Below are 13316 nucleotides of genomic sequence, written 5' to 3'. Positions count from 1 at the left end.
GAAGTCGTGAAAGCCTTACCCGCGGGCACGGGCGCGGATCATGAACGTATCGTAGGAGTATTCGGCCACTTGGAACCAGAGATATTCCTCGTTCCGGAAGCCGCGCATGCTCTCGTACACCTTCTTGAAGTCCGGGTTCTTGGCCGAGACCTCGTCATAGACCTCGTTGGCGGCCTTGTAGGCGGCTTCGAGGATCTCCTGCGAGAACGGGCGCAGCTGGGTGCCGGCGCCGAGCAGGCGGCGCAGAGCCGCCGGGTTGCGGGCGTCGTATTTCGCCAGCATGTCCGCGTTGGCGTAGCCGGCCGCGGCGGTCAGGACCGCCTGGTACGGCTTCGGCAGATCCTTCCACTTGCCCTGGTTGATGAACAGGTGGATGGCCGGGCCGCCTTCCCAGAAACCGGGATAGTAGTAGTAGGGCGCGACCTTCGCGAAGCCGAGCTTCTCGTCGTCGTAGGGGCCGACCCACTCCGCCGCGTCGATGGTGCCGCGCTCGAGGGCCGGATAGATGTCGCCGCCCGGGATCTGCTGCGGAACCACGCCGAGCTTCGCCAGCATCATGCCGGCGATGCCCGCGATGCGCATCTTCAGGCCCTGGAGATCCTGCGGGGTCTTGATCTCCTTGCGGAACCAGCCACCCATCTGCACACCCGTGTTGCCGGCGGGCATGCCGTAGAGATTGTGCTTGGCGTAGAATTCGTTGAGCAGATCGTTGCCGGTGCCGTGGTAGAGCCACGCATTCATCTGGCGGGCATTGAGGCCGAAGGGCGCTGCCGTGCCGAGGGCGAAGGTCGGATCCTTGCCGAAATAGTAGTACGAGCAGGTATGCCCCATCTCGATGGTGCCGTTGCCCACGGCATCCGCCACCTGCGGCGTGCCGACGATTTCACCGGCGGCGAAAGGCTGGATCTGGAACTTGCCGTCGGTCGCTTCCGAGACGAATTTCGAGATCACCTCGGCGGCGCCGTAGATCGTGTCGAGAGACTTCGGAAAGCCGGACTGCAGGCGCCACTTGATTTCCGGCATCGACTGGGCGATCGCCGGGGCGGCGACGGCCGTCGAGGCCGCACCGATCGTGGCGGCCTGCAGGAACTGACGACGTTTCATGGGTTACTCCTCCCTGGATTCGTGACTGTGTCACTTGGCTCGTATTGACAACAAAACTGGATGCCCCTGCAAGACGGATTCAAGGCCCTATCGACCAATGGCTGAGACGCTTCCGCTCCGGACAGCCTTGCGGACCCGGCGGGACCGGCTCGGAAGACGCTTTCGGGCGCCGGGCCTCATGCCTAGCGGAGCGGCACGTCGATGGTGCAGACGAGGCCTGCCGTCTCGAAACTGAGATGAACCGTGCCGTCGAGCTCGCGCGACAGGCCGTCTTCGATCAGCCGCGAGCCAAAACCCTTTTGGGAGGGCGGCGCCACGGGCGGTCCGCCGCGCTCCTCCCAGCGCATCCGCAGCCTTCGCGCGTCCTCTTCGACGGCCACGGTCCAGACGATGCGCACCTGGCCGCCCGGCTCCTTCAAGGCGCCGTATTTCAGGGCGTTGGTGCAGAGCTCATGGAGGGCCATCGACAGGCTCAGGGCAATGGACGGCGGGACCCGGAGGTCGGGTCCCGAGGTGGTGATGGCGTCGGAGCCGGCCGCGCGATGCTGATAGGGCGCGAAGGCCTGGTTCACGATGTCGGCGAGGCGGGCACCCTCCCAGTTCTCCCGCGTCAGCACATCGTGGCCGCGGGCGAGGGCGAAAAGGCGGGCCTCGAAGGCCAGGCGGGCTCTTGCGAAGGCGTCGTCCGGATGGGACTCGACGCGGGCAAAGCTCTGCGCCGCGAGCGATTGCACGGTGGCGAGGGTGTTCTTGACCCGGTGGTTGAGCTCATTGACGAGAAGCCGCAGATGCTCCTCGGCACGCTTGTGATCCGTGATGTCGACCTGGATTCCGTCCCAGACATAGGCCCCGTTCGGGAGCTGGCGCGGCGCGTCGACGATCCGCTGCCAGCGGATCTCGCCGGTCTTGGCATGGCGGATCGGAAACTCGATGTCGAACGGCGTCCGGTCGCGGTGGGCTTCGAACTGCTTCCGCGCCACGGCCTCGCGATGGTCAGGCAGGATGAGCTCGAAGAGCAGGTGCGGATTCTCGAGCGCCTGTTCCGCCGGGATTCCGTTCAGCCGCTCGCAGCTCGCCGACAGGTAGAGAAATCGGCGCTCCTCGAAGCCGACGGCGTCGTTCATCTGGTAGACGACGCCGAGCGGCAGATTGTCCGCGAGGGCGCTGAGCTGCGCCTGGCTTTCGCGCATCACCTCCTCGGCCCGATGCCACGCATCCCACTCGCTGAAGCTGACCCCGACGCCCCGATGGTAGGGAAAGACCTTGACCGCGAGCGGGGCGGAGGCGCTCCGGGCCTCCGTCCTGACGAGGATCGGCTCGCCGGTTGCCAGGACCCTTTCATAGGCCGCACGCAGCGACGCCGATGCAGGAATGAGATCCCAGACGACACGGCCGAGCACCGCTTGGCGCGGAACCCCGTAATAGGTTTCCGCGGCCCGGTTGATCGACGTGACCCGCCAGCCACCATCGAGGGCATAGAACGGGCTGCCGATCTGCTCGAGAATGACGGCTAACCGCTGCTCCGCCTCCGCCTCCGACGGCTCCGGGGCCGCGCTCCGGGGAATGGCCGGCGGCGATGGATGAGAGTCCGGGGCAGGCTCGGGGAAGGCGGGATCGACGTTCATATGTTGACGAGATAACGTTGCAATGACAGGATCGACTGAGGCATGAACCGGACGGGACGTAAGGGGATCAGGCGGGGCGGTCCGGAACCGCGATCAGGGCGAGGGCGTTCAGGTGGCGAGGTGAGGGTTCAGTTGAACGCCTCGGCGGCGCAGACAAGCGTGAAGAGCGCGATCACGGCGCCGAGTTCTGCGGCGCCTCGAAGAATCGCGGCTGCATCACCGGAAAAGTAGGTGAGAACGCCGAGTGCAAGCGCAACAATTCCAGCCCAGGTAAGCATGGGCTATCTCCCCAAGAAGATCTTTGGTCCCGCCGATAAACTCCCCTTAGCAAAAGAAGTTCCGACCGTCGAAAACTTTTTTGACGTTACGTCGCTTTCGCCCGCGACCGGCGGCGCCCTATTTCCGATAGGGTAAACGTCCCGTCTTCGGCTGTACCGCCCATGCGCCCCCTGATCGACAGGATCGTTGCCGACATGCCGGCTCCCGACGCGGATCTGCTGGCGCTGGCGCGGCAAGCGCCGGCGACGCCGGATCGCCATGCGCGCTTTCTCCGTGACATCGAAGCGCTTCATGTGGTCGAACGGCGGCCCCCGCGTGATCCGCTCCCGTGGCCCGGATCTCCGCGCGTCGCGGCTTTCAACGCGGAACGGATGAAATCGCCCGCGGCGGCGCGGGACCTTCTCGCAGCGTCCGGCGCGCAGGTCGGTCTCTTCAGCGAAGTCGATCTCGGCATGGCCCGGTCGGGGAACGGACATCCTCTGCGCGAGATGATCGGATCGTCGGGCGCCGGCTATCTCTACGGCGTCGAGTACGTGGAGCTCGACCTCGGCGATGCCGAGGAGATGCGCAAGCGTGCGGGCGAGCGCAATGCGCGCAGCCTTCACGGCAACGCCCTCGTCACGCCGTTGGCCCTGGCCGATGCCCATGTGATTGCGCTCGAGGAAAGCGGCTTCTGGTTTGCCGGACAAGGCGGCGCGCAAAGGCGCATCGGCGGACGCATCGCGGTCGCGGCGCGCGTGGCGGACGCGCCCCGGCCCTTGTGGCTTGCAAGCCTTCACCTCGAAAGCAAGACCGACGAGACGGATCGCCAATCGCAGATCCGGGCCCTGCTCGGAGCCATCGACAGGCTCGCTCCCTCCGCTGCCTGGATCATCGGCGGCGACTTCAACACCAAGGCTCTGCCGCGCGAGCCGGAGGAGCGCCACCGTCTCCTCGATCGGCCCGAGCGCTACGAGCCGCTGTTCGAGGACCTCAGGCGGGCAGGCTTCACATGGACCGGCGCCAATGTCGCGGCGCCGACGCAGCGCGCCGGTCCGCAGGGCAAGCACAGGCCTCCCTTCGGAAAGCTCGACTGGCTGGTCGCCCGCGGGGTGCGCTCGGCGAAGCCGCAGGTGCTGCCCGCCCTCGACGGGCAGGGGAAGCCGATCTCCGACCACGACATGATCGCTGCGGATTTCACGTTCTGACAGCACAGTGCGCGACGGCCGAGCCTTCCGCTGGGGAAGGAGCCACGCTGCGCCGGTATCTGCGCTGGCGCGTGATATCGCGTGAGCAACTCTGAGGTCGCAGAAAGCAACTGGTATGTAATTCCATTTGACGCTTTGTATTAATGCTGCTATATAAATATATATCGTCCACAATTGTGCGGTAACGGTTGTATTTGTTCATTTTCTATTTGCGTTGTGTTCACTTTCTGATCGGCGCATCACGAAATTTTATCCATCACACCTGACCTATCGGCACAAACAGCGAACAATGGTTTCCGCCTGTTTCTTGCCGTCGATGTCCACCATATCGCGGGGAGGGGCTTTCCATGAGGCTGCTCGTCTGGAAATGCCTCACGCTGGTGGTCGCGGCGCTCAGTCTCGGTCCGTCCTTCGCCCATGCGCTCGAGGCGCCCCCGCGGCTGAGCGTGTGGCCGCCCGAGCTGTGGCGGGAAGCCACCGTGTTCAATGGCCAGTACCAGCTCTTCGGCCTCCTCGGCGGGCCCCTCGACGGCGGAGCGATCCTGGCCGCGGCCGTGCTGGCCTATGGGATGCGCCGGGACCGGCCGGGATTCTGGTACGCGCTGGTGGGTACGCTCCTCTTCCTGGCGAGCCTGGCCGTCTGGCTGAGTGTCGTCGCGCCGGTCAATGCCGTGCTCGCTACCTGGCAGCCGGGACCGATTCCCGACGATTTCTTCACCCTGCGCAACCGCTGGGAGTTCGGGCACATCGTCATCGCGACCCTCAAGCTGGCAGGGTTCACGGCCCTTGTCCTGTCGGTCCTGCACCCGCCGGAGACCTCGACGCCGATGCACTAGAAGCGCTTCCCCCGCATTCCCACGGTCAGCCGTCCTTGCAGGGCGCCGATGGCGAACCCGGGATCCATGAGCGCGGCGATTCGCAACAGAGAATCACGGCACCGTTGCGCCGTTCGATCATGCTCAGGGGGCCACGTGCCGGCGCGTCTCTTCGGGCCGCCCTGAAATGACACCGCCCCATCAATGGCAGGCTTGACAGCGTCGCGCTCTTAGAGTACAAAACAAGAACACTGACAAAGTGTGAGTGACACAGCCCCCCGTCGCTCACGTCGGTCCATCACCGCTCCGGCCTCGTGCCTGAGCGGTTTTTTTTATTGGTTTTCCCATGACGGTTATTGCGATCTCCGCTGACATGAAGCAGCGGGCCTTCGATTATTACGTTCATCACCGGTCGGTCCCGATCAAGTCCATCGCATCCTTCCTCGGCATCAGTCCCGCGACGTTCTTTCGCCTGCGGCGGGCCTGGTGCTGGCCGCCACGGGCGGAAGCGCTGACATCCTCCGTCCCTGCATCGCCGGAGGCCGGAGGAGCGATCGGCGACGCGCATGTCGCCTCCACTCGCGGTCCCTCGAGCCTGCGCGAGGCGGCGCTGTCGCTGGCGGCGGTGACACGCGCGCGGATCGACGCGCTTGTCCGCGAACAGCATTCGAACGCGCCCCTCGATCACGACAGGGCGGCCCGCACGCTCGCGGCCTATGCCAAGACGCTGACCGCCGCGCAGGCGCTTCTGGAACAGGACGATGACAGGCTCGATGACACCGGGCATCACCACGACGCGGCCCCGGCCCGCAGCATCCACGACCTCCGCGACGAGCTTTCTCGCCACCTTGAGCGCATTGTGGCGGAGGAGGAAGCTCGCGGAGGCGACGGCATCCTGGTGTGAGCGCGATTTCGAACGCGCCCTGAGCCATTGGCCGATCCGCTGCCACGACGCGCAGCGCCCGCCCGGCGTCAGCCGTGCGCGCGATCCATGGACCACCTGGCTCATGCTCGGCGGACGCGGCGCGGGCAAGACGCGCACCGGCGCGGAATGGGTGCGTGGCATCGCCCTCGGGCATCCTGATTTCGCGCAGGCACCGCTCGGCCGCATCGCGCTGATCGGCGAAACCTTCGCCGATGCCCGCAGCGTCATGGTGGAGGGGCCAGCCGGCATCCTCGCCGTGCACGCGCGCTCCGAGAGGCCGTCCTGGTCGCCGTCCTTGCGCAAGCTTGAATGGCCGAACGGCGCAGTGGCGCAGGTCTTCTCCGCCGAGGATCCGGATTCGCTGCGCGGTCCGCAATTCGAGGCCGCGTGGTCCGACGAGCTCGCCAAGTGGCGGCACGCCGACGAAACCTGGGACATGCTGCAGTTCGGCCTGCGCCTGGGCGCGCAGCCGCGCCAGATGGTGACGACGACGCCGCGTCCCATCCCTCTGCTCAAGCGCTTCCTCGCCGATCCGCTGGTCGCGGTGTCGCGCGCGAGGACCGCCGACAACGCGGACCACCTCGCGCCGGCATTCCTCGATCATGTGGTCGGCCGCTATGCCGGCACCCGTCTCGGGCGCCAGGAACTTGAGGGCGAGATCATCGAGGATCGCGCCGATGCGCTCTGGACTCGCGAGGGAATAGAATTGAGCCGCTGCGACGCGGCGCCGGCGCTGATGCGCGTCGTCGTCGCGGTCGATCCGCCGGCGTCTTCGTCCCGGCGCGCGGATGCCTGCGGCATCGTCGCTGCGGGGATCGACGAGGGCGGCACGGCCTACGTGCTGGCGGACGAGACCGCCTCGGGCCTCAAGCCACCGCAATGGGGCGAGAAAGCCGTCGCGCTCTATCGCCGTCTGCAGGCGGACGCACTGGTGGTCGAGACCAACCAGGGCGGCGACATGGCGATCCAGGTCATCCGGGAGATCGATGCGGGCGTGCCGGTGATCGGAGTCCGCGCGACGCGCGGAAAATACCTGCGCGCCGAGCCGGTCTCGGTTCTCTATGCGCGGGACCGCGTTCGCCACGCGGGCGTCTTTCCGGAGCTCGAGGACGAGCTCTGCGATTTCGGCCCGGGCGGCTTGAGTTCGGGCCGGTCCCCGGACCGGATGGACGCGCTCGTCTGGGCGCTGACGGAGCTGATGCTGCGCGAGACGGCGCAGCCGCGGGTGAGGATGCTGTGAGTGGCGGCCTCAGTTCCGGTCCACGGAGAGCCGTCCCGGCCCCGATCCGATGAGGATCAGGAAGGCGCCGACGAGGGCCAGGTTCTTCATCGCATTGATCTGGTTCATGTTGCGCTCCTGGTCGACCATGTTCCAGAAATCGTGGAAGAACGGGATCGTCAGCAGGGTGAAGACCGCGAGCGCCAGCGCCGCCCAGCGGGTCTTGATGCCGACGGCGATCGCAAGGCCGAGAGCGACTTCCGCCACCGCCGTGACCGGTGCGAGGAGCCAGGCCACGGGCAGGCCCTTCGAGGCGATGTAACCGGCGGTCGCGCCGAGCGCGTAAAACTTGGTGATGCCGGAAATGATGAAGATGGCGGCCAGGAGAATGCGGCCGATCAGAAGAAGTGTGTCGCGCATGAAACCGCTCCTCGTTTGATGTGGCGGGCCGATCCCACGCCCGGGTCCCATGCTGAATTTGCAGCGCCGCGCGGCACTGTGCAAACCATTCTTTTCCTACGCGCCGATGGGCCGGAGATTTTCATGTTGACGATGCTGACCCGCTGGTTCCGGGACCCCCCGGAAGCCAAGGCTTCGCGCGCGCCGTCGAGCGTCGCGCTCTACGTCGCCGGTCAGGCGGTCTGGACGCCGCGCGACTATGCGGCCCTCGCGCGCGAGGGCTTCCAGAAGAACGCCGTCGTGCACAGGGCCGTGCGGCTCGTGTCGGAGGCCGCCGCGTCCCTGCCGCTCGTCCTGAAGGAGCGGGGCGGGGAGGTGACGGATCATCCGCTCCTCGACCTTCTCGCGCATCCGAACGGGCGGGAGGGTGGGCAACGCTTCCTGGAAGGCGTGTTCGGTCACCTGCTTGTCTCGGGCAACGCCTATGTGGAGGCAACGTGCGTCGATGGGGCGCCGCGGGAGCTCTATGCCCTGCGGCCCGACCGGATGCGCATCGTGCCGGGAGCGGACGGCTGGCCGATGGCCTACGACTACGCAGTCGGCACGCAGGTCATCCGTTTCGCGCAAGGGGTGGGCGATGTCGTAGCGCCGGTGCTGCACCTGACCCTCTTCCATCCGGCCGACGATCATTACGGCCTGTCGCCGATGGAGGCGGCGGCGACCGCCCTCGACATCCACAACGCGGCGGGGGCCTGGAACAAGGCGCTGCTCGACAACGCCGCGCGCCCCTCCGGCGCCCTCGTCGTCGGCGGTGGCGTGCTGAGCGAGGCGCAGTTCGGCCGCCTCAAGGAGGAACTCGAGACGAACTACCAGGGCGCCGCCAATGCGGGGCGTCCGCTCCTGCTCGAAGGCGGCCTGCAATGGGTGCCGCTCGCGCTCACGCCGAAGGATATGGATTTCGTCGAGGCGAAGGCCGCTGCGGCGCGGGACATCGCGCTCGCCTTCGGCGTGCCGCCGCTGCTGCTCGGCCTGCCGGGCGACAACACCCATGCGAACTATGCGGAGGCGAACCGCGCCTTCTACCGCCAGACCGTGATCCCGCTGGTGAAGCGCACGGCGCAGGCCCTCGCGCAGTGGCTCTCCCCGGCCTTCGGCGAGGACGTTCGCCTCGAACCCGACCTCGACGCCATCGAGGCCCTGTCCAGCGAGCGCGAAAGCCTCTGGCGCCGCGTCTCGGCGGCGGATTTCCTGAGCGAGGACGAGAAGCGCGAGGCGGTGGGCTATGGACGCGTCAAGGGAGCCGCCGCAGGGAAGGGGAGGGCACTGGCTTGAAGCGTCGACCAGCGACGGCCGGTCCGGAACTGCCCGCAGTCATGCCGGGACGCACCGATTCACTGCACCGTCATTCCGGATTGCCGACAGGCAAGTCCGGAACCCATATTCACCAGCGTTTCAGGATCGGGGGTGCGATATCCGCGGTGCTTGATCCTGAACCCACAGCCGCTGATGAGGCAGGATGAGATGAGACGGCAGCCGCGATGCTTCACCGGGCCATGTCGGGGTGATGGGTTCCGGGCCCGCCTGCGGCGCCCCGGAATGACAGGGTGGGAATGACAATATACGGCGTTCCGCCTTCCATTCGAAAGCATGGGACGCCTCATGACCGCCGTTGTCGCGCTCCTGCGCGTCTTCAAGGTCGCCGTACATGACCACCCTGAGGAAGCTTGACGAGGGGGCCGGCTTCCGAAATCGATTCACCTGCGATCGCTTGGAGTTCCGCCCGACCGAGGCGGGCCATGCTCCAGAGGAGGCGATCGAATGAGCCGAGAGGATGGATGATGACGCAGACCACCGTTCGCCCGTTTCTGATGTTTGAAGGCGCCGCAGTCGAAGCGATGAACTTCTATCTGTCCCTGTTCCCGGACGGGGAGATCATCAGCGCCACTGCCTACGGACCCGGTGAAGCGGGCCCCGAGGGCACCGTGAAGGTGGCAAGCTTTACCGTCGCCGGTCAGACGGTCATGTGCTCGGACAGTTTCGTGAAGCACAATTTCAGCTTCACGCCCTCCTTTTCCTTCTTCGTTGAATGCGCGGACGAAAAGCAGTTCGCCAAGCTCTTCGACGCGCTGTCCGAAGGCGGAGCCGTGCTCATGCCGAAGGGTGCCTATGGCTTCAGCCAGCAATTCGCCTGGGTGAACGACCGGTTCGGCGTGTCCTGGCAGCTCAACCTGCCCTAGTTCCCGTACCTTCCTCCGGCGTTCTGCCGGAGGACCCGGCCTTCGAGGGACAAGGATCCAGGCCGAGCGGCCGCGATCCCCCATGCCTGCGTCTCCTGACCGTCATCAACAAGTCAATCCATGTCAGGAACAAATCATGAACATATTCGACCGGATCGCCGAGGCTGTGATCAGCCGCGGCGACCTTGCTCATCTTGCCCTGTTCGTCTGGGCGAGCGGAGCCTCCACGCTCCTCGCCATGACCCTTCGCGACCTGTTCGCGGCCAACCGCCGCTTCGACGAGTTCGTGCGCGAGCTGTCCCTCTTCAACCGCCGTCAATCGGGAGATCCGTCATGAACCGCTCCACCGCGCGCGCCGTGCGCAAGCCCAGAGCCGTGCGCGAGGCCCAGGGCCGCGCCGCGACGCATGTGTTTCGCGATTTCGTGCGCCAGCTCGAGAAGCTCGATGCACGGGCACCGAAGGTCGTCCGCCAGGGAGGCCGCTGATGCGCCGCGGCATGCCCATTGTGCGCGAGATGAAGCTGTTGTCCGGGCCGCTGCAGACCATCGATGTCGAAGGTGTCTTCGAGGGATATGCGAGCCTGTTCGGCATCGCGGATCTCGGCAAGGACGTCGTCGTGCCCGGCGCCTTCGCCGACAGCCTGAAGAAGCGCGGCACGGGCAACATCCGCCTGCTGTGGCAGCACGATCCGTCCGAGCCAATCGGGCGATGGCTCTCCATCGTCGAGGACCGGCGCGGCCTGAAGGTGCGCGGCAAACTCAATCTCGCGGTCGAGCGCGCCCGCGAGATCCATGCTCTGCTGGGCGAGGGCGCCGTCGACGGCCTGTCCATCGGCTTTCGCGTCGAGCGCGCCCGCGCCGAACGCCCCACCGGCCTGAGGCGCCTCGAAAAGCTCGACCTGTGGGAGATCTCCATCGTCACCTTCCCGATGCTGCCCGGTGCGCGGGTGGAAAGGGTCAAATACGCGAAGGAGGACCTGGCGGACAGGATCCGCAGCGCCGCCTCTCGACTATTTTCCTGAACCCCGCCCGGGAAGCGGCGTTAAGCATGAGCCCGTGGAAGAGCGGAGGCCGCGGGTCGCCCTCGGGCGGGTCCCGTATCCGCTCATTCGGAGGTTCGCCATGAAGACACTCGCTTTCGCCGCTCTTGCCACTCTTGCCGCTCTCGCCCTCGCAGGCTGCACCACCACGCAGGAACGGGTCGGCGGCGCAGCCGTCGGCGCCGGTGTCGGTGCCGTTGCGGGTCCGGTCGGGGCCGTGGCCGGTGGCGCGGTCGGCGCCGCGACCGGGCCGGCAGCCACCCGCACGGTTCGCCGCGCGACCCGCTGATCCTGTTTCGCCCGTCAACCACAAAGCCCGCCGCCCGGCGGGCTTTTCTTTTCTCACAACCCGGTGATTTCCATCATGACCTTTGTAGAAACCAAATCGACGTCCGACGACGTCTCCTCCGCGTTCGAGGACTTCGCCCGCGCCTTCGAGGCGTTCAAGGAGACCAACGACACGCGCCTCGGGCAGATCGAGACGCGGCTGGGCAGCGATGTCGTCACCGACGAGAAGCTGATGCGCATCGACACCGCTCTCGATGACGCCAAGCGCCGCATCGACCGCCTGTCGCTCGAGCGCTCGCGTCCGCCGCTCGGTGCAGGGAGCGAGAGCCCGGGCGACCCGCTTCTCGCCGAGCACAAGCAGGCCTTCCATGCCTATATGCGCAGCGGCGAGGCCTCCGGCCTCAAGCGGCTGGAGGAGAAGGCGCTGTCCGCGAGCAGCGGACCCGATGGCGGGTATCTCGTGCCCGACGTGGTCGAGCGCGAGGTGCTGCGCCGTCTCGCGAGCGTTTCTCCGATCCGGGCGATCTCCTCCGTCAAGGTGATCTCGGGCGGCCAGTACAAGCGCGCCTTTTCCGCCACGGGTCCGGCTTCGGGCTGGGTCGGCGAAACGGCGCCCCGGCCGCAGACGTCGGGGCCAGGCCTTTCCGAGATGAACTTTCCGGCCATGGAGCTCTATGCCATGCCCGCGGCGACCCAGACGCTCCTCGACGATGCGGTGGTCGACATCGACCGCTGGATCGCTGAAGAGGTCGAGGCCGCCTTCGCGGAGCAGGAGGGTGCAGCCTTCGTGAACGGAGACGGCGTCAACAAGCCCAAGGGCTTCCTCGCCTCCGACACCGTCGAGGACGAGATCTGGGAATGGGGCCGCCTCGGCACCGTGCAGACAGGCGGTGCCGACTTTCCCGCCGCGAACCCGTCCGACGTGCTGGTGGAACTGATCTATGCCCTCAGGGCGGGATACCGCCAGAACGCCTCCTTCGTGATGAACCGCAGGACCCAGAGCGCCATCCGGCGGTTCAAGGACGACAGCGGCCAGTATCTCTGGGCTCCGCCCGCGAGCCTCGGCCAGGCGGCGACCCTGATGGGCTTCCCCATCGTCGAGGCGGAGGACATGCCCGACATCGCGGCCAATGCCTGCGCCATCGCCTTCGGCGATTTCAGGCGTGGCTACCTGGTCGTCGACCGCGCCGGCGTGCGCGTGCTGCGCGATCCCTATTCCGCCAAGCCCTACGTGCTGTTCTACACCACGAAGCGCGTCGGCGGCGGCGTGCAGGACTATGCTGCGATCAAGCTGCTGAAGTTCGCGGCCTGATCCACGTCGTGGACGGGGTCAGCGCCGCGTCCACGTCCCTTCCACGCTGTCGAGGCTTCCCATCGCCTGACGGACCCAGCCCATGTGGTCGTCCAGGGAGGTCACGGCGGTGAGCCCGCCACAGGCGCTCGGTCCGTTCGTGCGCAGGGCGCCGCTCGACCAGCTGACGATCCCCGAGAGCCGATAGCCGCCGCGCGCCGCGGTCAGCACCGGACCGCCGGAATCGCCCCGGCACGCGCCGGCTCCCGCGGTCTCTGCCAGGCTGTCGCGGTCGGTGGCGATCACCACCCGGTTGGCGACCTGCACGGTCCCGACAGCGAGAAGCTGGGTCTGGCGCAGGACGCGCGCCGAGTTCTTCAGCCGCTCCGACAACACGCCGAAGCCGGCGATGGTGACCATGTCGCCTTCGCCGATCGCGCCCGCGGCCCGGAGATCGAAGGGGCTGAAATCGGCCCCGAAGGGATGCGCGAGCTTCAGGAGGGCGAGGTCGGTCCCGGGCTGCGTCCGCGGCGTGGTTCCGGCCACGAAGGTCGGGTGAACGGCGATGGCCACCACGTTGACACGCTGCGGCTTGAACGACCGGCCGACCGCCACGACGCGATACGAGGCCTTGTCGGTGAGGCAATGGGCGGCGGTGAGGACAAGGTCCCGCGCCACGAGGGCGCCGGAGCACAGCTCGCCGCCGCTGCTCTCGACCGCCACGACGGATCGGCGCAGCCCATTCGGATCGCGCAAGGGCGTACCCTGCACGACCGCGTGCGCGGGAAGGCCGAGACAGATGAGGGAGAGAAAGCCGGCGATGGCGCCGGTGATGGATTGGAACCGCATCTTGGGACTTTGAGATCTGAGTGGAGCTTACGCAAGGGAAGTGACGGATGGGCGACGG

The 13316-nt window shown here is 66.8% G+C and carries 16 protein-coding genes; 11 read left to right on the top strand and 5 right to left on the bottom strand.

The window, feature by feature from the left end; translation table 11 throughout:
- Nucleotides 1–15: 15 nt before the first annotated feature.
- The 3 genes from AC522E_RS13010 to AC522E_RS13000 form a co-directional block, all read right to left on the bottom strand.
- Nucleotides 16–1104, bottom strand: a complete 1089-nt coding sequence (locus AC522E_RS13010) for a TRAP transporter substrate-binding protein (protein ID WP_500746681.1) — start codon at nt 1102–1104, stop codon at nt 16–18.
- A gap of 182 nt (nt 1105–1286) precedes the next feature.
- Nucleotides 1287–2729 (bottom strand): sensor histidine kinase, encoded by a 1443-nt coding sequence (locus AC522E_RS13005; protein ID WP_500746680.1) that lies wholly within the window; start codon nt 2727–2729, stop codon nt 1287–1289.
- Nucleotides 2730–2857: 128 nt separating this feature from the next.
- Nucleotides 2858–3007, bottom strand: coding sequence for a hypothetical protein (locus AC522E_RS13000; protein ID WP_500746679.1), 150 nt, complete (start codon nt 3005–3007; stop codon nt 2858–2860).
- Nucleotides 3008–3169: 162 nt separating this feature from the next.
- Between AC522E_RS13000 and AC522E_RS12995 the strand changes: the two genes are divergently transcribed.
- From AC522E_RS12995 to AC522E_RS12980, 4 genes are all read left to right on the top strand, one after another.
- Nucleotides 3170–4195, top strand: coding sequence for an endonuclease/exonuclease/phosphatase family protein (locus AC522E_RS12995; protein WP_500746678.1), 1026 nt, complete (start codon nt 3170–3172; stop codon nt 4193–4195).
- A gap of 347 nt (nt 4196–4542) precedes the next feature.
- Nucleotides 4543–5031, top strand: coding sequence for a DUF1772 domain-containing protein (locus AC522E_RS12990; RefSeq protein WP_500746677.1), 489 nt, complete (start codon nt 4543–4545; stop codon nt 5029–5031).
- A 325-nt stretch (nt 5032–5356) separates the two neighbouring features.
- Nucleotides 5357–5914 carry a hypothetical protein gene (locus AC522E_RS12985; RefSeq protein ID WP_500746676.1) on the top strand — a complete coding sequence of 186 codons (558 nt, stop codon included), beginning with the start codon at nt 5357–5359 and terminating at the stop codon, nt 5912–5914.
- On the top strand, nt 5859–7175 hold the full coding sequence (locus AC522E_RS12980) for a DNA-packaging protein (protein WP_500750688.1): 1317 nt from the start codon (nt 5859–5861) through the stop codon (nt 7173–7175). The genes AC522E_RS12985 and AC522E_RS12980 overlap by 56 nt, the downstream gene beginning before the upstream one ends.
- A 9-nt stretch (nt 7176–7184) precedes the next feature.
- Here the strand turns inward: AC522E_RS12980 and AC522E_RS12975 are convergent, their stop codons facing one another.
- Nucleotides 7185–7574, bottom strand: a complete 390-nt coding sequence (locus AC522E_RS12975) for a DoxX family protein (protein ID WP_500746675.1) — start codon at nt 7572–7574, stop codon at nt 7185–7187.
- Between the two features lie 132 nt (nt 7575–7706).
- Between AC522E_RS12975 and AC522E_RS12970 the strand changes: the two genes are divergently transcribed.
- The 7 genes from AC522E_RS12970 (at nt 7707) to AC522E_RS12940 (ending at nt 12430) form a co-directional block, all read left to right on the top strand.
- The gene (locus tag AC522E_RS12970; protein ID WP_500750684.1) at nt 7707–8885 is read left to right on the top strand and encodes a phage portal protein; all 1179 of its coding nucleotides are present in this window, start codon (nt 7707–7709) and stop codon (nt 8883–8885) included.
- A gap of 503 nt (nt 8886–9388) precedes the next feature.
- Nucleotides 9389–9790, top strand: coding sequence for a VOC family protein (locus AC522E_RS12965; RefSeq protein ID WP_500746674.1), 402 nt, complete (start codon nt 9389–9391; stop codon nt 9788–9790).
- A gap of 136 nt (nt 9791–9926) precedes the next feature.
- Nucleotides 9927–10127: a hypothetical protein gene (locus AC522E_RS12960; protein WP_500746673.1), complete on the top strand. Its 201-nt coding sequence runs from the start codon at nt 9927–9929 to the stop codon at nt 10125–10127.
- Complete coding sequence (locus AC522E_RS12955; protein ID WP_500746672.1) at nt 10124–10276, top strand: hypothetical protein; 153 nt, start codon at nt 10124–10126, stop codon at nt 10274–10276. Before AC522E_RS12960 ends, AC522E_RS12955 begins: the two co-directional genes overlap by 4 nt.
- An 11-nt stretch (nt 10277–10287) precedes the next feature.
- Nucleotides 10288–10812 carry an HK97 family phage prohead protease gene (locus AC522E_RS12950; RefSeq protein ID WP_500750683.1) on the top strand — a complete coding sequence of 175 codons (525 nt, stop codon included), beginning with the start codon at nt 10288–10290 and terminating at the stop codon, nt 10810–10812.
- 100 nt (nt 10813–10912) lie between these two features.
- Nucleotides 10913–11119, top strand: a complete 207-nt coding sequence (locus AC522E_RS12945) for a hypothetical protein (protein WP_500746671.1) — start codon at nt 10913–10915, stop codon at nt 11117–11119.
- A 75-nt stretch (nt 11120–11194) separates the two neighbouring features.
- Nucleotides 11195–12430: a phage major capsid protein gene (locus AC522E_RS12940; protein ID WP_500746670.1), complete on the top strand. Its 1236-nt coding sequence runs from the start codon at nt 11195–11197 to the stop codon at nt 12428–12430.
- 18 nt (nt 12431–12448) lie between these two features.
- Here AC522E_RS12940 and AC522E_RS12935 read toward each other — a convergent pair whose 3' ends face one another.
- Nucleotides 12449–13258 carry a S1 family peptidase gene (locus AC522E_RS12935; protein WP_500746669.1) on the bottom strand — a complete coding sequence of 270 codons (810 nt, stop codon included), beginning with the start codon at nt 13256–13258 and terminating at the stop codon, nt 12449–12451.
- Nucleotides 13259–13316: the final 58 nt, after the last annotated feature.

The organism is Microvirga sp. BF8 (genome assembly GCF_059888585.1).
This window is presented reverse-complemented; position numbering and strand designations above follow the sequence as displayed.

Coding starts and splice junctions, on each gene's coding strand:
- AC522E_RS12935 (WP_500746669.1), bottom strand. CDS start 13,258: ATGCGGTTCCAATCCATCACCGGCGCCATCGCCGGCTTTCTCTCCCTC.
- AC522E_RS13000 (WP_500746679.1), bottom strand. CDS start 3,007: ATGCTTACCTGGGCTGGAATTGTTGCGCTTGCACTCGGCGTTCTCACC.
- AC522E_RS12965 (WP_500746674.1), top strand. CDS start 9,389: ATGATGACGCAGACCACCGTTCGCCCGTTTCTGATGTTTGAAGGCGCC.
- AC522E_RS12970 (WP_500750684.1), top strand. CDS start 7,707: ATGCTGACCCGCTGGTTCCGGGACCCCCCGGAAGCCAAGGCTTCGCGC.
- AC522E_RS12995 (WP_500746678.1), top strand. CDS start 3,170: ATGCGCCCCCTGATCGACAGGATCGTTGCCGACATGCCGGCTCCCGAC.
- AC522E_RS12960 (WP_500746673.1), top strand. CDS start 9,927: ATGAACATATTCGACCGGATCGCCGAGGCTGTGATCAGCCGCGGCGAC.
- AC522E_RS12950 (WP_500750683.1), top strand. CDS start 10,288: ATGCCCATTGTGCGCGAGATGAAGCTGTTGTCCGGGCCGCTGCAGACC.
- AC522E_RS12955 (WP_500746672.1), top strand. CDS start 10,124: ATGAACCGCTCCACCGCGCGCGCCGTGCGCAAGCCCAGAGCCGTGCGC.
- AC522E_RS12940 (WP_500746670.1), top strand. CDS start 11,195: ATGACCTTTGTAGAAACCAAATCGACGTCCGACGACGTCTCCTCCGCG.
- AC522E_RS13010 (WP_500746681.1), bottom strand. CDS start 1,104: ATGAAACGTCGTCAGTTCCTGCAGGCCGCCACGATCGGTGCGGCCTCG.
- AC522E_RS12990 (WP_500746677.1), top strand. CDS start 4,543: ATGAGGCTGCTCGTCTGGAAATGCCTCACGCTGGTGGTCGCGGCGCTC.
- AC522E_RS12945 (WP_500746671.1), top strand. CDS start 10,913: ATGAAGACACTCGCTTTCGCCGCTCTTGCCACTCTTGCCGCTCTCGCC.
- AC522E_RS13005 (WP_500746680.1), bottom strand. CDS start 2,729: ATGAACGTCGATCCCGCCTTCCCCGAGCCTGCCCCGGACTCTCATCCA.
- AC522E_RS12975 (WP_500746675.1), bottom strand. CDS start 7,574: ATGCGCGACACACTTCTTCTGATCGGCCGCATTCTCCTGGCCGCCATC.
- AC522E_RS12985 (WP_500746676.1), top strand. CDS start 5,357: ATGACGGTTATTGCGATCTCCGCTGACATGAAGCAGCGGGCCTTCGAT.